The organism is Marinisporobacter balticus (assembly GCF_004345705.1).
In the GTDB taxonomy this organism is placed as follows: Bacteria; Bacillota; Clostridia; order Peptostreptococcales; family Thermotaleaceae; genus Marinisporobacter; species Marinisporobacter balticus.
The window spans coordinates 22,346-39,952 of record NZ_SLWV01000014.1; the positions used below are offsets into that span (position 1 = coordinate 22,346).

The following is a 17,607-nucleotide window of genomic DNA, read 5'->3' on the forward strand; positions in this document are numbered from 1 at the left end:
AAAGAGGAAATACTATGAAAAAGTTACTCATCCTATTAGGGATCCTATATATGCTTAGTACGATTGTTTATGCAAATGATAGTATAATAGGGGAAATTGGGAATACAATATATCCGATATCTGATACATCTGTTCAAATGGTGGCAGAGACAGTAGAAATTAAAATGAAAGAGGATAGGATCTATGTTCGTTGTGAATTTGTATTAAAAAAAAGCGAAGAAAAAGAAAAAATCATGGTCGGATTTCCTGCTTATAGCAGTTTGTTTGATTTTCAAACGTATATAAATGGGAAAAAATCTGCGGTTACGATAAAAAAAGGATTAAAAGAAGAAGCATATCCGAATGAGTATGTATGGGAAATGACATTTGATGAAGAAGATGTATATAAAGTAGTAAATACTTACTGGATGGATCGTGTTTATGATGAGAAAGGATGGGAATTGATCAAATATATTGTAAAGAGTGGTGCTACCTGGAATGAACCGATCCACTATGGAAAAGTTACTATAGAATATGATAAAGCATTTGACCCAGAGAACTTGGAATTGATAGATTATGATATTTATAAAAACAATGAAGATGTTAAAGTTAAAGTTCTACCTGAAGAAAAGAAAATTATTTGGGAATTTTATGAGTTAGATCCAGATTTTGATATTATTGTTTATGATAAAGATTATATAAAAATAAAACAAAAAGAATTATTAGAAAAGCCCTATGATAAAAGTGAGAAAGAAAAAGGGAAGATACAAAATTTAGCAAAGAAAGTATATGATGATTATTTACAAGGGAATTATGATGTAGCATGGGAGAATATGAATAAAGTAGAGCAATATAAGAATCATGCAGACAAACAGGTATCTAAATATGCATTAAAGGTCATTAATTTACTAGATTATTATCGTGCAATGATTTTGATGGAAAAAGGAAAATATAAAGAATCAGCTTATTATTTTAAAACCAATGGCATCTTTGACGAAAGAAATTTGTACAAGTTGGCTACATTATATAAAATGAGTGGAGATACAGATCAATATATACAAGTATTAAACAAAATCATAAAATTACAAAATGACAATCAAGGGATTGTGGTGTGGGCAGAACAAGAAATAAACCATTTACCTACTACAATAAAAGAAAAATATGAAATCAAAGAAAAAAATCTAACAATGCATAAAGAAAAAACTATAAACCAAGAAAATAAAGAAAAAAAGAAAGACCGTTTTTCATATAGATCTTTTATACTAGTAAATAGTGGCATCTTTATTTTATTCTTTGTGGTGTACTGGAATATAAAGAAAGAATAATAAGAAAACCCTTGTGCATGGACACAAGGGTTTTCTTATTATTTCGTTAATGATATGCGCTGTTGTATAGCAATAAGCGAATTTTATAAAACAATTTGTGCAAGAATTCCTGCTGTTAAGAATGAGATGACAAAACTACCTACCCAAATAATAACAGATTCTTGCCAACTTCTTTCTTTAAAAACGACCATAATGGCTGCAATACAAGGCACAAACAAAGTAATGGCAACAAGAGAAACGACTACTTGTAATGGATTGAGTAGACCTTGTTCAGCTAAAATATTTAGTCCTGCGGCACCAAAATCACGTCTTATAATACCCATAATAAAAGTCTGCGTAGTTTCTTTAGGAAGTTTTAAAAAGCCTACAGTAATAGGTGCTAAAGCATCCGAAATGATTTCAAGTGTACCGCTATATTGCAATAGTGTTATGATGGCAGCCCCCAAAACAAATAATGGACCTGCTTCTAATATAAACATTTTTGATTTAATATATGTCTTTTTAAGTACATTTTTTAAAATAGGAATCCGAATAGGCGGAAGATCTATTAATAAATCTGTAGATGCTCCAGGCATAATTTTATTTAAAAGTGTTCCAGTTAATGTAAATACAATAAAAATAGTAATAGTGTATAATAAAAGCATTTTTCCACCTAGTGGGGCGATCAGCCCTATGATTACACCAAGTTGTGCAGAACAAGGGATGGCTAGACCTAAAAGCATGGTTGCAATAAACCGCTCTCGTTTAGAACCTAATAAACGCGTTGTGATGGTTGCCATCGTTACACAACCAAAGCCAAGAATAATAGGAATAATAGCGCGACCGTTTAAACCAAGGCCTGTAAGAAGACGATCCACTAAAGCAGCTATTCTAGGCAAATATCCAGAATCCTCCATTAGCGAAAGAATGAAATAAAATCCAGCTACCAAAGGAAGTAACAAACCAAATAAGTAAATAGGTGCCATGGTGAGTATGCCAAATTCTCCGATAAGTAGTTGTCCTATGAAGTTTCCCTCATTCACAAAATTTGTCATGATTCCCATGATAAAATTATAATAATATTGTCCCATAATTACTTCTTCTGTGATACCTACTATCGTTTGAGCTACAAAGACACCAATTAATTCATAAGTTAAGAAAAGCATTAAAAACAAAATAGGAATAGCAGTTAGGGGTCTCAACATCCATCTTCCTAGCTTTGTTTTGAAAGATGCACCTTTATTGGTCTCTACAATAATCGTATCTATGATCGCATCTATATGATTTCTTCTTATTTTATAAATATATTCTCTTTGTTCATAATTATTGTCAAGATTATGTCGGTCTAACACATTTTCATCTTCTTCAAGTACAAGAAGTGCTTCTGCAGGAACATGTACTTTGTCAACAACGCTATCCATCAATGACTTTATTTCAGAGATGGGATTGCCAATCTTTGCGCGATCAAGCGCTGCGTGGATTTTGTCTAAGCCCTCTTTCTTGGTGATAGTTGTAGGGATTACCTCTACACCTAGTTCTTTAGATAATTTTTCTATATCAATTATTAATCCATTTCTTTTGACTTCATCCATCATATTCAAAGCAATAACAACAGGGATACCCATATCAATAATTTGTTGGGTTAAGAATAAATCCCTTTCAAGATGGACTGCATCAACAACATTTAATATTACATCTGCATAAAGAATAACATCTCTTGCAACTCTTTCCTCATCATTAAAAGAAGATACGCCATAAACACCAGGAGTATCCATAACTACAGCATCTTTGTATTTTCCCACACTAATATCAACGGTTGTGCCAGGGAAGTTTGAAACATCTACATATAAACCAGTTAATGCGTTAAAGAATACAGATTTTCCAACATTAGGATTACCTGCTAGAACGATTTTTTTTGAACCTTGTGGTATAGATAGATCAGCGATTGGATTATGACAACTCATTGAAAAACCTCCGTTTAAAAGCTTATGATATGGATTTGATAGCTATTTTTTTTGCTAAATTTCTTCCGATAGCAATCTCTTGCATTCTATTCTGAAGAATAACAGGACCGGCAGGTAATTTTTCAGAACATACTAATTTGGCGCCTTCGTAGATACCTAAACGAATAGCTTGTGCGCGAATAGATGCATCAGGAATGTGTATGACTTCTAGTTTTTGACCTTTATCAATTAAATCAAGTGTCATAAGATTACCTCCTTAAGGTAAAAGTGATAATTATATAATTACAAAATAAAAATCATTATTATGTGATTGCGATAGATTACCTTCATATGATAGCATTAGTATACAATAGGTGAGAATGATTGTCAATTTATTTCAAAAAAATATATAAATAGGTAGTAATAGGAAAATATCTGTAAATTTATTGCTAAAACAAAAAAATGATGAAATTATGATATAATGGGGGTATTAATGAGTATTTTTGGAGGATTGAGGAGGCATAGCCGATGAAAGTAAAGGACTATACCACATATAGTGAATTATTTCTTACAGGAAACGCACAGATAGAAGAGGCTGTATCTTTATTAAAGGATCATTTTTTAGAATTTATCCCTATTGTAGATGGAAGGCGCCATGTTCAAAATGTTATTTCGAAAAATAACTTATGTGATTTTATATTGGATCAAGAACTTTCCTTTGGAAGTATTGATGAACTCATAAAAAATAAATTTGTTATGGTTAAAGAAAATGATGAAATTGAAAAAATCTTTTCAATAATTGATCAACATATTGTTGTTGTAGATAAAGAACAATGTTTCAAAGGTTTTCTTCGAAAAGATAAAATTATTAAAACGTATTTTCAGAGACAGCAATATCTTGACAATGAGTTTCATGCAATATTAGACTCTACTTATAATGGCATTATTGCGATTAATCAAAATGAAAAGGTGATTGTTTATAATCATTCGGCAGAGAAAATATTAGGAATGGAGTCAGAAAAGGCGATAGGCAAATCCATATATGAAGTACTTGTGGATTCGAGACTTCCAGAAGTATTAAAAACTGGAGACGGGGAGTTAGGGAAAAAACAGATTTTTAATGGTAGACCCTTAATTATTAATAGAACGCCCATTATTAAGGATCATGAAATTGTAGGAGCAGTAGCGATTTTTCAAGATATTACAGACTTAAGAAGAGTTACTCAAGAATTAGAAAATGAAAAAAATGCTTCTGAAATTTTAAGAACTATTATTGATAATGCATATGAAGGAATCATCGTGGTAGATGAAAAAGGATATATTATTATGATCAATGACCCCTATGCGAAATTTTTGGCAAGAGATAAAAAAAATATTATAGGGAAGCATGCCACAGAAATTATTGATACAACTAGACTACATATTGTTGTAAAGACTGGAAAAGAAGAGATTGGTGAAGTGCAAAAAGTAAAGGGAAAAAATATCGTGGTTATGAGAACGCCCATATATAAAGAAGGCAAAGTAGTAGGGGCGATAGGAAAGATTATGTTTAAAGATGTACAAGAAGTAAATGTTTTAGCTTCTAAAATAAACCAAATAGAAAACGAACTAAAATATTATAAAGCTGCATTAAAAGAAGTGAGTGGTGCAAAATATAGCTTTGAAAATATAATTGGGAGAAGTGATAAACTGCAAGATACAAAATATTTGGCTGAAAAGGTTACCCATACAAATTCTAATGTACTGATTCGAGGGGAGAGTGGAACGGGTAAAGAACTATTTGCGCATGCTATTCATGCAGCGAGTAATCGAGCTATGGGGTCATTTATAAAAGTAAATTGTGCGGCAATACCTTCTGATCTTTTAGAATCTGAACTTTTTGGATATGAAGAAGGTGCTTTTACAGGAGCAAAACGGGGAGGAAAGATTGGTAAATTTGAGTTAGCCAATGGAGGAAGTATTTTTCTTGATGAAATTGGCGATATGCCACATAATATGCAGGCAAAACTTTTACGCGTGTTACAGGAAAAAGAAGTTGAGCGAGTAGGAGGAAGTAAAAGCATATCTTTGGATGTAAGAATTATTACTGCCACCAATCGAAATCTTGAAGAAATGGTGGAAAAGGGAGAATTTAGAGAAGATTTATATTATCGTTTAAATGTCATGACCATTCATATACCATCGTTGAGGGAACGTATGGATGATTTAGAACCACTTATTCAGCATTTATTAATAAAAATATCAGAAGAAGTTGGAAACTATGCAACAAAAATTTCTACAGAAGCTATAAAGTATTTAAAAAGCTATGATTGGCCAGGAAATGTAAGGGAATTAGAGAATGTTTTAGAGAGGGCCATAAATTTAGTTGATTATGGCAAAGAAATACAAGTTAGTCACCTGCCTATGCATATAAGAAAAACAGAGGTAAGTATAAAGACTCAAGGAGATCGGGAATTAAAGAACATATTAGAAGATGTAGAGAAAGAAGCAATACTAGATTGTCTAAAGCGTGTAAATGAAAATAGAACAAAGGCTGCAAAGATTCTTAATATTAGTAGATCAAGTTTATATGAGAAACTGTGGAAATATGGAATTGAATAAATCTATAGAAATGGGCACCAAAGGGTGCCCAAATTTTTTTGATCCTATTTTAAACCTTGTTTTCTTTTTTTATTGGTTACTATTTTTTCAATAGATGCTGAATCAGAAACATGTTCTTCAGTAAAACTTATACCAACGCCCACATCTTCTCTATGATTGGTTGTAGGCAATTTTTTGCCTACAATGCCACGCATTGTTTTTTGGGTCATAAAAATCCTCCTTCATAGAATAACTTTATACCAATATAGTATTATTGTGTGCAAAGTAAAAGAAAACATACATCAAAAAATCTTTATATTTGTATCTAAGCTATATATGACATCTTTTCTTTCAACAATAATGGCAATCTTTTTTTTCATTTTTTCATCTTCAAAAATATTTTGCAACAATTCCTTTGTTGGATTAATCGCAATGGGATGACCAACCATCTGGAACATAGAGAAATCACCATTTGTATCCCCATAGGCATAACTATTTTCCATGGAAATATTATATTTTTCTTTAAAGGAAAGCATGGATTTTTGTTTGTTTTCAGCATCCCACATTTGTATAATTTCACCAGTAAAGAAACCATCTTTGTCAGTAATATATTCTGTTCCTTTAAAATCTAGCACATTGTATTTATGGGCCATTTTTTCTACAAGATAAGATGGGCTGCCAGAAATAAAAATAATTTTATGATTATGCTTTTTATGCCAATGAATACGTTCACGGGTGTAGCGATAGACGCGATCCCCTTTTAGCTGGATTACTTGATTTGAAATAAAATCCATCTGTTTTGCATTGAGTCCTTTCATAGAATCTATATAAATCTGGGCGATTTCAAGGAGATAATCATCATAATTTCCTTGTCGTTTGTCCCAATTGTTATAAGTGTTTTTTGCATGGTTATGCCATAAGGATGCATCGAGTACTTCGTATTTCACAAGCTTTTTAAAGTGTTCAACCATTAAAGAATTACGGTACAAGGTACCATCAATATCAAAGAAAGCAGCGATTGTCATTACATTTTCCTCCTTGTCACATTATTATATTTTCTAATATGCTTACATCATATGCAGATATCATGAAAAGGTCTACACCTTTAAAATAGAGAGTGGAATTATCTAAGTGTAGAAAAATATACCATACATTGCTTTTATATGTGATTATATGTGATATAATGAAAAATGTAAAATTTCAGGAAAGATAGAGAAATAAGGAGAGGTGAATGATGCTAACAACAGAGCAAAAGCTATTATGTGGTATAGCCCATTTAGGATGGATGGTAGGATTTCCTGTACTCGCGCCAATTGTTATTATGTTATTAACGGGGGACATCTTTATAAGAAACCAAGCAAAAGAAGCATTGATATTTCAAATAGGAATGATTGTTCTGGGTGCTATTTTTGGTGTTTTAAGTTTTGTGTTAATTGGGATACCATTCTTAATTTTAATTTGGGGGGCTGGATTAATTTTCCCTATTATTGCAGTAATTAGAATATGTGATGGGATAGATTATTCTTATCCAATTACGGGTAAGTTTGTAAGATAAAATAAATGCAATGTTTTCCCCACAAGCAGTATGTTTGTGGGGTTTTTAAATATTTTTTGCAAAAGCTTTGCAAAATTTAATACAATTATTTAGCGTTTCCTTAGAGGGACTAAATTTTTTTTATGGATCTTTTCTCCTTTATAAAATAAACTTATAGGTAGTATCTGGAATATATATTAGAATCATAAATAAAAATTTCATTTAAATACACTTTAATGGTTTGAAAAGATTGATTCGTAAATGAAATAGATATACAATGATACTTGTAAAATACAAAAGTTACATAGTGAAAGGAGTACGTATGTTAAAATTAGAGATACCTGGGAGAGCAGGTGTAGAAATTGAAAATGTTGTGTTTGACTATAATGGTACGCTTGCAGTAGATGGAGAGATGTCACAATCTATAAAAGAAATGCTTATGAAAATCAAAAATAATTTTAATGTATATATACTCACAGCTGATACATATGGTACTGTCAAAGAAGCATGTAAAGATCTTGATGTGAATATAAAAACTTTTCCACATGAAAATGTAGGTATATGTAAAAGTGAGATTGTAAAGAATCTAGGTAAAGAGAAAACCATTTGTGTCGGGAATGGATATAATGATATCATCATGATTCAAGAGAGTGTAATCTCTATGGGTATTATTGGAAAAGAAGGATGTTGTGGAAAGCTTCTTTGCCATTGTGATATTGTGGTAAATGCGATAGAAGATGTGTTTGACCTTCTTTTACATCCTAATAGAATCAAAGCAACCCTTAGGAATTAATAAATCTATAAATAAATAGGTAAATTTGAGTAAAAAATAAGCTTTGAATAATAAACGTAAAGGTGGAAATAGACTATGATAGAAATTGGTAAGTTTCATGCATTGGAAATTGCAAATATTGTACCGATAGGGGCATATTTAGATGGAGGAACAGATAATCCAAGCGATAATATTCTCCTTCCAAATAATCAATTGCCAAAAGATGCGCAAGAAGGAGATACTTTAGAAGTCTTTATCTATAGGGATTCTGAGGATCGTTTGATTGCAACAATGAAGAAACCGCTTGCACAAGTGGGGGAATTGGCTTATCTAGAAGTTACGCAAACTACAGAGATAGGGGCATTTTTAGATTGGGGATTAGAGAAAGATTTATTTTTGCCTTTTGCAGAACAACGATACAAGGTGCAAGTAGGAAGAAGTTATTTGATTTTTGTTTACATAGATAAAAGTGATCGATTAAGTGTTACGACGAATATTGAAAAATATTTAAAAACAGGAGGGCCTTATAATAAAGGCGATCAAGTCCAAGGAACCGTTTATCTGGTCAAAAAAGATATGGGTGCTTTCGTAGCAGTAGACAACGAATATATTGGATTAATCCCTAAAAATGAATACTTTCATGAAATAAAAAATGGAGATCAGATAGAGGTACGGATTGTAGAGATTAGAGAAGATGGAAAGCTAAATTTATCTCCTAGAAAGAGTGCGTATCAGCAGATGGACGTGGATGCAGAGAAAATTTTAAAAGAAATAAACGAAAAAGGTGGATTTCTTTCACTACATGATAAGAGTAATCCAGAAACAATCAAATACCATTTGAAAATGAGCAAATCTGCTTTTAAAAGGGCCGTTGGAAGATTACTAAAGGAAAATAAGGTAGAACAAACGGAAGATGGATTAAGATTAAAATAGCACATAAATAAAAATTTATTTTCAAAATAATTGTTGACAAAATTCAGAATTAATATTATAATCTTAAAAAAAGTATTTAATAAATAAATTCGATGATTGGGAAAAGTAGGTAATACATGAAAGCGCAGCGAGTCGGGAATGGTGGAAGCCTGATGTGGATTGTTTACTGAATGGTTCCATGAGAAGCAGTGTGAAATCCTAGGAGAGTAGCATTTGCCGTAAGTCTTACGTTACAGAGACAGGGTATCGAAATAATTTTATTTATTTCTGTACTTATAAGAGTGAGATAGGTAGACTATCTAAAAATAGGTGGCAACGCGGAATATAAACATTTCGTCCTAGGATATAGGATTGAGATGTTTTTTTGTTTTGTTATATATTTTAAGATAGGATTTTATCTAATCAGGGTGGCAACACGGAATGTATAACATTTCGTCCCTAAATATAGGGATGAAGTGTTTTTTTATTACCTAAATGAGGAGGGAATATATGATTTATCCAAAATATCAAAATTTTATAGAAATGAGCAAAGGACAGAAAATGATACCTATCTCCATGGAAATAGGAGGAGATATGGATACACCCATTACTTTATTTAAGAAACTATGTAAAGACAAAAATAGTTATCTCTTAGAAAGTGTTGAGGGAGGAAATAAGTGGGGGAGGTATTCATATATAGGGAGAAAACCTTTTATGCGTATTAAGAGCTATGGAGATCAAGTATTGGTGGAAAAAGAAGATGAGGTAATTCATAAAAATGGGAATATTATAGAGATTTTAAAAAACATAATGGGCGATTATAAAATACCTCAAATAGATGAGAAGGATGATTTTGTTGGTGGAGCAGTAGGCTATATAGGCTATGATGTGATAAGAAATTATGAGGATTTAAAGCATATTAATTTTGACGATATGAAAATGCCAGATGTACATCTACTATTGGCGGAGGAAGTGATTGTCTATGATCATTTAAAACAAAGAATAAAGATCATAGTAAATCTGTCAATAGGAAGCAAAATGAAAGCGCTATATAAAGATGGGGTGAAGAGATTAGAAGAAATAAAGCGAGAAATATTAGAAAATGATTTTGATTTAGAAGATGAAAAAGAAAATCATTTAGAAAAAGTAAATTATTTGAGTAATGAAACAAAAGAAGCCTATATAAAAAAAGTTTTGCGTGCAAAAGAATATATAGAGAATGGAGATATATTTCAGGTTGTATTATCTCAACGGTTGAAGGTGAAAACAGAAGTGAATCCATTTAAAGCATATAGAACATTACGAACATTAAATCCTTCACCTTATATGTTTTATATAGATTTTGGAGAATATCATCTGGTAGGATCATCACCAGAGCTGTTAGTAAAGGTAAAGGGAGATACAATTGAAACATGCCCTATAGCAGGAACAAGACCAAGGGGAAAAACAATAGAAGAAGATGAAAAATATGCGACCGAATTATTAAAAGATGAGAAGGAACGAGCTGAACACTTGATGCTTGTAGACTTATCAAGAAATGATATTGGAAAAATATCAAAATTTGGATCCGTTGAAGTAAATCAATTTATGGAAATACAAAAATATTCTCATGTCATGCATATTGTATCAAATGTAATTGGAGAAAAGATGAAAGACTATGATATGTATGACGGCTTAATAGCTTGTTTACCTGCTGGAACGGTATCAGGAGCGCCAAAGGTGAGGGCGATGGAAATTATTGATGAACTTGAAAATAATAAAAGAGGTGTATATGCAGGGGCTGTTGGATACGTTGGATTTAATGGGAATATGGATACATGCATTGCTATAAGAACCATTGTTTTTAAGGACGGATTTGCTTATATACAGGCAGGTGCGGGAATTGTTGCAGATTCAAATCCAGAAAGTGAATATGAGGAGACAATTAGGAAAGCAAAAGCACTGATAGAGACAATCAGAAAAGCAGAGGGGGAGAAAGTTTGATCGTAATAATAGATAATTATGATTCGTTTACCTATAATTTGTATCAATATGTAGGAGAAATCAATCCAGATATTAAAGTTATTAGAAATGATGCAGTGATCATTGAAGATTTAGAGAAAATGGAAATTTCCCATATTATTATTTCTCCTGGATCAGGGTTTCCAAAAGAAGCAGGTATCTCTATTGAGGTAATTGAAAAACTAGGAAAAAGCATACCAATCCTTGGTGTATGCTTAGGACATCAGGCAATAGGTGAAGCATTTGGAGGAAAGGTTGTACATGCTAAAAATAGGATTCATGGGAAAACTTCAGAGATTACACATAATGGTATAGATTTGTTTGAAGGTATCGAAAATCCATTAATAGTAACAAGGTATCATTCTTTGATTGTAGAGAAAGAATCTTTACCACAAGAATTAACCATTACAGCTAGAAGTCTTGAAGGTGAAATTATGGGATTGAAGCATAAAAAATATCCTATACATGGGGTGCAGTTTCACCCAGAATCCATCGCTACGCAATATGGGAAGGAAATACTTAAAAATTTTATCGCTTTATAAGGGGAGGTAAGGAATATGATAAAGTTTGCAATAGAAAAGCTTATAAAAAACAAAAACCTTACAGAGCATGAGATGATAGAGACGATGAACATGATTATGGAGGGGAAAGCAACCTCATCACAAATAGGCAGTTTTTTGACAGCACTTCGAATGAAAGGTGAAACAATAGAGGAGATTGTTGGTGCTGCTAAGGTCATGATTGATAAGGCTTATAAAATCAATACAAATACAGAGTATACAATAGATACATGTGGAACAGGTGGAGATGGCGGAAATACATTTAATGTTTCAACAGTAGTAGCGTTTGTTGCAGCAGGGGCAGGAGTTAGTGTACTGAAGCATGGAAATCGAAGTGTTTCAAGTAAATGTGGTAGTGCGGATGTTTTAGAAAATTTAGGGGTAAATATTGATCTTAATCCGAAAGAGGTAAAAAAATGTGCAGATGAACTAAATATAGGCTTTATGTTTGCACCAAATTTTCACAAGGCTATGAAGCATGCAATAGGGCCAAGAAAAGAGCTAGGAATTAGAACGATATTTAATATCCTTGGCCCATTAACAAATCCAGCAAGGGCTAAGGGCCAGGTCCTTGGTGTATTTGATGAGAAACTAACCATTGTACTAGCAAGAGTATTAAAAGAATTAGGTATTGAGAGAGCGATGGTTGTACATGGATTAGATGGTTTGGATGAGATCACAATTACTACAAGAACAAAGGTAAGTGAATTAAAAAATGGGGAAATAAGAAACTATTATGTAGATCCAACAGATTTTCATATACCATTGGCTAGCAGTGAAGAAATTGCAGGAGGAGAACCAAAAGAGAATGCAGAGATTCTATTAAATGTACTAAAAGGAGAAAGTGGATCAAAGAGAAATATGGTATTACTAAATGCAGCAGCAGCCATATATGTTGGAAAGAAAGCAGATTCTTTAGAAGAAGGATTAATTAAGGCAACAGAAGTTATAGATAAAGGGCTTGCTTTAGAAAAATTAAATCAATTAGTAAAGCTTAGTCAGGGGATGAGACAATGATTTTAGATAGAATCGTAAATTATAAAAGGAAAAAAGTAGAAGAAGAAAAGATATATATCCCTATGGCCTTTATTATGGATCAAATAGAATTATCTGATGAAACAAGAGATTTTAAGAAAGCGATAAAAGGAAATAAGCAACTCAGTATTATTGCTGAAGTAAAAAAGGCATCTCCTTCTAAGGGCATTATAAAAGAAAAGTTTGATCCATTTGAGATTGCAAGAATTTATGACGAAAATAAGGTTGACGCGATATCGATACTTACAGAGGAAAAATTTTTCCAAGGTAAAAATGAATATTTAAAAGAGGTAAGAAGACAAATAGATACCCCTATATTAAGAAAGGATTTTATTATTGATCCTTACCAAATCTATCAATCTAAGGCATTAGGAGCAGATGCGATTCTCTTGATTACAGCTATTTTATCAAAAGATGAATTGATTGATTTTCAAGATATAGCAAACAAGATAGGACTACAGTGTTTAGTAGAAGTTCATAATCAATTGGAATTATCGGTAGTGTTAGATACACAAGCAGAAATTATTGGTATTAATAATAGAAATTTAAAGTCCTTTGAAACAAGGATTGAAACAACACAAAACCTTATAAAACATATCCCAAAATCTAAGACAATCATTAGTGAAAGTGGTATTAATACAAAAAAAGATATGGATTTTCTTAAAAATTTAGGGGTAGATGGTGTACTTATAGGAGAAAGTCTAATGAGAGCAAAATCTATCGATGAAAAGTTAAGAGAGCTTAGGGGGAATTCTATTGGCTAAGATAAAGATTTGTGGCTTAAAAAGAGAAGAAGATATCTTATATGCCAATGCGCTAAAACCAGACTATGTGGGGTTTGTATTTGCAAAGAGTACGAGACAGATTGATATGGATACAGCAAAAGAATTAATAAGTAAATTAGATAAAAGTATAAAAACAGTAGGCGTATTTTTAAATCATTCTGTTTACGAAGTCAATAAAATTGAAAAGTTTTGTAATTTAGATATACTTCAGTTTCATGGAGAAGAGCCTCCAGAATTTTGCCATTCTTATGAAAAAGAAGTATGGAAGGCATTTAGAATAAAAGATGAAAATAGTTTAAAGGCATTAGAAGCATACAAAATAGATGGATGTTTATTAGATACGTTTGTAAAAGGAGCACATGGTGGAACTGGAAAAATTTTTAACTGGGAAATGATTGCAAATATAAGTAAAAATAAATTCATTATATTAGCTGGAGGATTAACACCTGATAATGTAGAGGATGCAATTAAAATTGTTAAACCGCAGATTGTAGATGTAAGTAGTGGTGTTGAAGTAGAGGGGACAAAGAACTTTGAAAAAATGAAAAAATTGATTGAGAAGGTGAGGGGTTGTAATGAATAATCAAAATATACCTAAAAGATTTGGGAGATTTGGTGGTCAATTTGTACCTGAGACGCTAATGAATGCGTTAATAGAGCTAGAGGAAGAATTTATTAAGATAAAGAATGATAAAAGCTTCAATGATAAATATAAATATTATGTGAAGGAATATTCGGGAAGACCTACACCACTATATTATGCAGAGAATTTAACAAAGAAGCTTGGCGGGGGAAAGATTTATTTAAAGAGAGAAGATTTAAATCATACAGGAGCACATAAGATCAATAATGTAATCGGCCAAGTGCTTCTTGCAAAGAGAATGGGAAAGAAGCGGATTATTGCAGAGACGGGCGCGGGACAACATGGTGTTGCAACGGCTACTATATGTGCTATGTTTGAATTAACCTGTGAAATTTATATGGGAGAAGAGGATATAGAAAGACAAGCATTAAATGTGTTTAAGATGAAAATGTTAGGCGCAAAGGTAAATTCCGTATCATCCGGAACAGGAACACTAAAGGATGCTACAAATGAGGCGATAAGAGATTGGGTTACAAATGTAGAAGATACATTTTATGTAATAGGTTCGGTGGTAGGACCGCATCCTTATCCTACAATGGTAAGAGATTTTCAGAGAATTATTGGAGATGAAGTAAAGGAACAGATCATGCAAAAGGAAGGAAGGCATCCAGATTATTTAATTGCTTGTGTAGGCGGCGGAAGTAATGCAATGGGATTGTTTTATCCATTTATTCAAGATGAAAAAATAAAGATCTATGGCGTTGAGGCAGGAGGACTTGGTGTGCATACAGATAAGCATGCGGCAACTATTACGAAGGGTTCTATAGGCGTGATTCACGGCATGATGACGTATCTACTTCAGGATGAATATGGACAGATTATGCCCGTACACTCTATATCGGCAGGATTAGATTATCCAGGAATAGGGCCAGAACATGCTTATTACCATGCTAGTGGGAAGGTGAATTATGTAGTCATTAATGATGATGAAGCGGTGAATGCATTTTCATATTTAACAAAAGTGGAAGGACTTATACCAGCCCTTGAAAGTGCACATGCTATTGCTTATTTGATGAAGCTAGCACCTAACACAAATAAAGAGGACATTATCGTATTGAACTTATCGGGTAGGGGAGACAAGGATATGCATACCGTATCGAAGCTTATAGGAGGGATTATGAATGAACAGTAGAATAACAGAAAAATTTAGAGGACTAAAAGAAAAAAATAAAAAAGCACTGATAACATATATAACAAGTGGTGACCCTAATTTAGATACAACCCTGCGCTTAGTTCTTACAATGGAGAAGGCAGGGGCCGATATTATTGAACTTGGTATACCCTATTCAGATCCTCTAGCAGATGGACCTATTATTCAAAATGCATCTGAAAGGGCTTTAAAGGCAGGGACAAATATTGATAATGTTTTTGATATGGTTTCAAAAGTAAGAGAAAAGACACAAATCCCTCTTGTATTTTTAGTTTATTTTAACTCTATTTTCCGATATGGAATTAAAAGGTTTTTGGAAAACTGCAAAAGTTGTGGTGTGGATGGATTGATTATTCCAGATCTTCCTTTAGAAGAAAGAAAAGAATTAACGGATAAGATGAAAGATTATCCTATAGACTTAATTCCTTTGGTTGCGCCTACATCAGAGAATCGTATAAAAGAAATTGTACAAGATGCAAAGGGGTTTGTTTATTGTATTTCATCAACAGGGGTAACCGGAACTAGAACATTTTTTAAAGAAAATTTATTAAACTTCATGGATCAAGTAAAGAAATATACGAATGTTCCTTTAGCCATTGGATTTGGTATATCTAATGAAGAAGCAATAAAAAATTTAAAAGGAATATCTGATGGATTGATTGTTGGAAGTGCTATTATTAAAAAGATAGAAACGGGAATAAAAGAAGGTGATATTGAAGAACGTGTTTTTGATTTTGTAAGAAGATTGCATGAAGCAATAGAATAGAGTAGTAGGAATAAAGTGGCAAATATTAAAAACAAATAATCATTCAAAAATATTTTGAATGATTATTTGTTCATTATGAAATAACAAAAGAATTAGTCTACAGACTTATGATAGATTAAATCTGTATAAAGTGTGCCTTTATAGTCTTCGTATCTTAAACCAGAAAGGTTATATTTTTGTTTTTTTCTAAAAGAAAGAGATGCGAAATTAGGGGTAGGACTGATGATTGTTTCTGAAAAAATATGATTAATATTTTTTGACTTTAAGTCTTTTATCAAGCCTTCATATAGAATGCTACCAATGCCATTACCTGTTAGATTAGCTAATATTGCTGTTTTATCTATAACTACAAAGTTATCTAATTTGGTTTTATCAAAATTTGGACGCCAACAAATTTCTTCAATCCAATGAGGATTATATTTTAACCATTGTTCTTTCGTATAGGCCATTAAAAATCCAACAATTTGATTATTTTCTGCAATGTAAAAATGTTCAAGTTCAAGAAGCTTTTCCATAAAAAAATTTTGAAAATATTTTGGATTTGATGCGTAGTTATCCATTAAAAAACCGTCTTCAGACGTTTTGTTTTTTTTCCCCACAGAGCAAGCAATACTATATATGTGGGCTAAGTCATTCTTTGAGGCTCTCCTCGTATTAACTATGCTTAACTTTTTAATACGATTGCTTTTAGCTTGGGTTTTGTAAACATTTACTACATCCATTTTACTTCATCCTCCTTTAAAATTGTATATAAACAAATAGTGAAAGGAAAATGTTTTTATCTCATTTTCCTCTTTCTACGCTTGCGAGGTTAGCTGACGGGTTAGGGTCGAAAGAAGATAACCCTTTTCAAAAGAAATTCACCCCAAAAAATTGGTTTCCCCGCTTCTTCCATGAAAGAATTCAGCGATATTACATGGAATATTTAAAAACTATAAAAGAAAAATTTAAGACATAGGTAGATAGTTTAGATAGAAATTTATCATTTTTTAGAAAATGATAGAATAAGAAAATAAACTAGCAATGTGATGCTAGAGATTAGGTATCAATTTCTTTGTTCCTGTTTATGGCTTCAGGTGATGCGTTAGGATCAAAAGAAGATGATAATTCTCAAAAGGAGATCAAATTCGAAAGAATAGGTATTACATTTTTTATACAAATATGAAACATTACAAATTGTAATGTATAAGCGATAAGTAAAAATCTATTTATAGTATAGCATAGAATATTAAAAAATGCAAATATTCAGAAAATTTTAGTGAGCCATAAAATTATGGAGAGAATTAAATGCGTTCTAGTATTTTTACTTGTATAAATATGCCGAACAACCCTATGATTTAAATATAAGTATGATTACACTAAAAATTTGAAAAAATAAAAATTTTATTGACATTTGAATTTTTTCTGATATAATTTCAAACAATAAACAAATAATAACATAATATTTTGGAGGCGAATAAAATGGATCAACTTATTAGAAAGGGAAATGTAGAACAATTTAATTATTTTAGTGTTTACTTTATCTGGGGCTATTTTTATTTTAGCGCTAGCTATTGGTTCTACAAAAAAATAAAAAATTTCTATTCTAATGAGCGATTTCAAGATTTATATATTTCTGTATAAGAGGCTAGGTATACTATAAA

At 31.9% G+C, this 17,607-nt stretch carries 18 protein-coding genes, 1 riboswitch and 1 other annotated feature; of the genes, 13 read left to right on the forward strand and 5 right to left on the reverse strand.

What is annotated here, in order from left to right; translation table 11 throughout:
* The first annotated feature begins 14 nt into the window (after window positions 1-14).
* A complete protein-coding gene (locus tag EV214_RS10820) occupies window positions 15-1,304 on the forward strand; it encodes a tetratricopeptide repeat protein (protein ID WP_132245645.1) in 1,290 nt (429 codons plus the stop codon).
* An 83-nt stretch (window positions 1,305-1,387) separates the two neighbouring features.
* Here the strand turns inward: EV214_RS10820 and feoB are convergent, their stop codons facing one another.
* Window positions 1,388-3,247, reverse strand: coding sequence for a ferrous iron transport protein B (feoB, locus tag EV214_RS10825; protein ID WP_132245647.1), 1,860 nt, complete (start codon window positions 3,245-3,247; stop codon window positions 1,388-1,390).
* 22 nt (window positions 3,248-3,269) lie between these two features.
* A complete protein-coding gene (locus tag EV214_RS10830; protein WP_132245650.1) occupies window positions 3,270-3,491 on the reverse strand; it encodes a FeoA family protein in 222 nt (73 codons plus the stop codon).
* A 263-nt stretch (window positions 3,492-3,754) separates the two neighbouring features.
* Here EV214_RS10830 and EV214_RS10835 point away from each other — a divergent pair, with 263 nt between their 5' ends.
* Window positions 3,755-5,827 (forward strand): sigma 54-interacting transcriptional regulator, encoded by a 2,073-nt coding sequence (locus tag EV214_RS10835; protein WP_132245652.1) that lies wholly within the window; start codon window positions 3,755-3,757, stop codon window positions 5,825-5,827.
* Between the two features lie 44 nt (window positions 5,828-5,871).
* Here EV214_RS10835 and EV214_RS18740 read toward each other — a convergent pair whose 3' ends face one another.
* Together EV214_RS18740 and EV214_RS10840 are read right to left on the reverse strand one after the other, a co-directional pair.
* Window positions 5,872-6,036 carry a hypothetical protein gene (locus tag EV214_RS18740; RefSeq protein WP_165916335.1) on the reverse strand — a complete coding sequence of 55 codons (165 nt, stop codon included), beginning with the start codon at window positions 6,034-6,036 and terminating at the stop codon, window positions 5,872-5,874.
* 72 nt (window positions 6,037-6,108) lie between these two features.
* Window positions 6,109-6,831 (reverse strand): HAD family hydrolase, encoded by a 723-nt coding sequence (locus tag EV214_RS10840; RefSeq protein WP_132245654.1) that lies wholly within the window; start codon window positions 6,829-6,831, stop codon window positions 6,109-6,111.
* A 209-nt stretch (window positions 6,832-7,040) separates the two neighbouring features.
* On the opposite strand from EV214_RS10840, the gene EV214_RS10845 reads away from it, so the two are divergent.
* From EV214_RS10845 to trpA, 10 genes are all read left to right on the forward strand, one after another.
* Window positions 7,041-7,361, forward strand: coding sequence for a DUF4870 domain-containing protein (locus EV214_RS10845; RefSeq protein WP_132245656.1), 321 nt, complete (start codon window positions 7,041-7,043; stop codon window positions 7,359-7,361).
* A 301-nt stretch (window positions 7,362-7,662) separates the two neighbouring features.
* Entirely contained in the window at window positions 7,663-8,133 is a 471-nt protein-coding gene (locus EV214_RS10850; protein ID WP_132245658.1) for an HAD family hydrolase, read from the forward strand.
* A 75-nt stretch (window positions 8,134-8,208) separates the two neighbouring features.
* Window positions 8,209-9,045 (forward strand): CvfB family protein, encoded by an 837-nt coding sequence (locus EV214_RS10855; RefSeq protein WP_132245660.1) that lies wholly within the window; start codon window positions 8,209-8,211, stop codon window positions 9,043-9,045.
* Between the two features lie 83 nt (window positions 9,046-9,128).
* Window positions 9,129-9,389 (forward strand) — a binding site (T-box leader).
* Between the two features lie 145 nt (window positions 9,390-9,534).
* On the forward strand, window positions 9,535-11,007 hold the full coding sequence (gene trpE, locus EV214_RS10860; RefSeq protein ID WP_132245662.1) for an anthranilate synthase component I: 1,473 nt from the start codon (window positions 9,535-9,537) through the stop codon (window positions 11,005-11,007).
* Window positions 11,004-11,567 (forward strand): anthranilate synthase component II, encoded by a 564-nt coding sequence (locus tag EV214_RS10865; protein WP_132245664.1) that lies wholly within the window; start codon window positions 11,004-11,006, stop codon window positions 11,565-11,567. The genes trpE and EV214_RS10865 overlap by 4 nt, the downstream gene beginning before the upstream one ends.
* Before the next feature lie 15 nt (window positions 11,568-11,582).
* The gene (gene trpD, locus EV214_RS10870; protein ID WP_132245666.1) at window positions 11,583-12,602 is read left to right on the forward strand and encodes an anthranilate phosphoribosyltransferase; all 1,020 of its coding nucleotides are present in this window, start codon (window positions 11,583-11,585) and stop codon (window positions 12,600-12,602) included.
* Window positions 12,599-13,384: an indole-3-glycerol phosphate synthase TrpC gene (trpC, locus tag EV214_RS10875; protein WP_132245668.1), complete on the forward strand. Its 786-nt coding sequence runs from the start codon at window positions 12,599-12,601 to the stop codon at window positions 13,382-13,384. Before trpD ends, trpC begins: the two co-directional genes overlap by 4 nt.
* Complete coding sequence (locus EV214_RS10880; RefSeq protein WP_132245670.1) at window positions 13,377-13,988, forward strand: phosphoribosylanthranilate isomerase; 612 nt, start codon at window positions 13,377-13,379, stop codon at window positions 13,986-13,988. The genes trpC and EV214_RS10880 overlap by 8 nt, the downstream gene beginning before the upstream one ends.
* Window positions 13,981-15,180, forward strand: coding sequence for a tryptophan synthase subunit beta (gene trpB / locus EV214_RS10885; RefSeq protein ID WP_207669676.1), 1,200 nt, complete (start codon window positions 13,981-13,983; stop codon window positions 15,178-15,180). The genes EV214_RS10880 and trpB overlap by 8 nt, the downstream gene beginning before the upstream one ends.
* Complete coding sequence (trpA, locus tag EV214_RS10890; protein WP_132245672.1) at window positions 15,170-15,964, forward strand: tryptophan synthase subunit alpha; 795 nt, start codon at window positions 15,170-15,172, stop codon at window positions 15,962-15,964. The genes trpB and trpA overlap by 11 nt, the downstream gene beginning before the upstream one ends.
* 92 nt (window positions 15,965-16,056) lie before the next feature.
* Here the strand turns inward: trpA and EV214_RS10895 are convergent, their stop codons facing one another.
* The gene (locus tag EV214_RS10895) at window positions 16,057-16,686 is read right to left on the reverse strand and encodes a GNAT family N-acetyltransferase (protein WP_132245674.1); all 630 of its coding nucleotides are present in this window, start codon (window positions 16,684-16,686) and stop codon (window positions 16,057-16,059) included.
* Between the two features lie 64 nt (window positions 16,687-16,750).
* Window positions 16,751-16,883, reverse strand: a riboswitch (cyclic di-AMP (ydaO/yuaA leader).
* A gap of 542 nt (window positions 16,884-17,425) precedes the next feature.
* On the opposite strand from EV214_RS10895, the gene EV214_RS18745 reads away from it, so the two are divergent.
* Window positions 17,426-17,587: a hypothetical protein gene (locus EV214_RS18745; RefSeq protein ID WP_165916336.1), complete on the forward strand. Its 162-nt coding sequence runs from the start codon at window positions 17,426-17,428 to the stop codon at window positions 17,585-17,587.
* Window positions 17,588-17,607: the final 20 nt, after the last annotated feature.

What these genes read in the sequence shown, in the direction of transcription:
- EV214_RS10820 (WP_132245645.1), top strand. Translation starts at nt 15, where the DNA reads ATGAAAAAGTTACTCATCCTATTAGGGATCCTATATATGCTTAGTACG.
- feoB (WP_132245647.1), bottom strand. Translation starts at nt 3,247, where the DNA reads ATGAGTTGTCATAATCCAATCGCTGATCTATCTATACCACAAGGTTCA.
- EV214_RS10830 (WP_132245650.1), bottom strand. Translation starts at nt 3,491, where the DNA reads ATGACACTTGATTTAATTGATAAAGGTCAAAAACTAGAAGTCATACAC.
- EV214_RS10835 (WP_132245652.1), top strand. Translation starts at nt 3,755, where the DNA reads ATGAAAGTAAAGGACTATACCACATATAGTGAATTATTTCTTACAGGA.
- EV214_RS18740 (WP_165916335.1), bottom strand. Translation starts at nt 6,036, where the DNA reads ATGACCCAAAAAACAATGCGTGGCATTGTAGGCAAAAAATTGCCTACA.
- EV214_RS10840 (WP_132245654.1), bottom strand. Translation starts at nt 6,831, where the DNA reads ATGACAATCGCTGCTTTCTTTGATATTGATGGTACCTTGTACCGTAAT.
- EV214_RS10845 (WP_132245656.1), top strand. Translation starts at nt 7,041, where the DNA reads ATGCTAACAACAGAGCAAAAGCTATTATGTGGTATAGCCCATTTAGGA.
- EV214_RS10850 (WP_132245658.1), top strand. Translation starts at nt 7,663, where the DNA reads ATGTTAAAATTAGAGATACCTGGGAGAGCAGGTGTAGAAATTGAAAAT.
- EV214_RS10855 (WP_132245660.1), top strand. Translation starts at nt 8,209, where the DNA reads ATGATAGAAATTGGTAAGTTTCATGCATTGGAAATTGCAAATATTGTA.
- trpE (WP_132245662.1), top strand. Translation starts at nt 9,535, where the DNA reads ATGATTTATCCAAAATATCAAAATTTTATAGAAATGAGCAAAGGACAG.
- trpD (WP_132245666.1), top strand. Translation starts at nt 11,583, where the DNA reads ATGATAAAGTTTGCAATAGAAAAGCTTATAAAAAACAAAAACCTTACA.
- trpC (WP_132245668.1), top strand. Translation starts at nt 12,599, where the DNA reads ATGATTTTAGATAGAATCGTAAATTATAAAAGGAAAAAAGTAGAAGAA.
- trpB (WP_207669676.1), top strand. Translation starts at nt 13,981, where the DNA reads ATGAATAATCAAAATATACCTAAAAGATTTGGGAGATTTGGTGGTCAA.
- trpA (WP_132245672.1), top strand. Translation starts at nt 15,170, where the DNA reads ATGAACAGTAGAATAACAGAAAAATTTAGAGGACTAAAAGAAAAAAAT.
- EV214_RS10895 (WP_132245674.1), bottom strand. Translation starts at nt 16,686, where the DNA reads ATGGATGTAGTAAATGTTTACAAAACCCAAGCTAAAAGCAATCGTATT.
- EV214_RS18745 (WP_165916336.1), top strand. Translation starts at nt 17,426, where the DNA reads ATGGATCAACTTATTAGAAAGGGAAATGTAGAACAATTTAATTATTTT.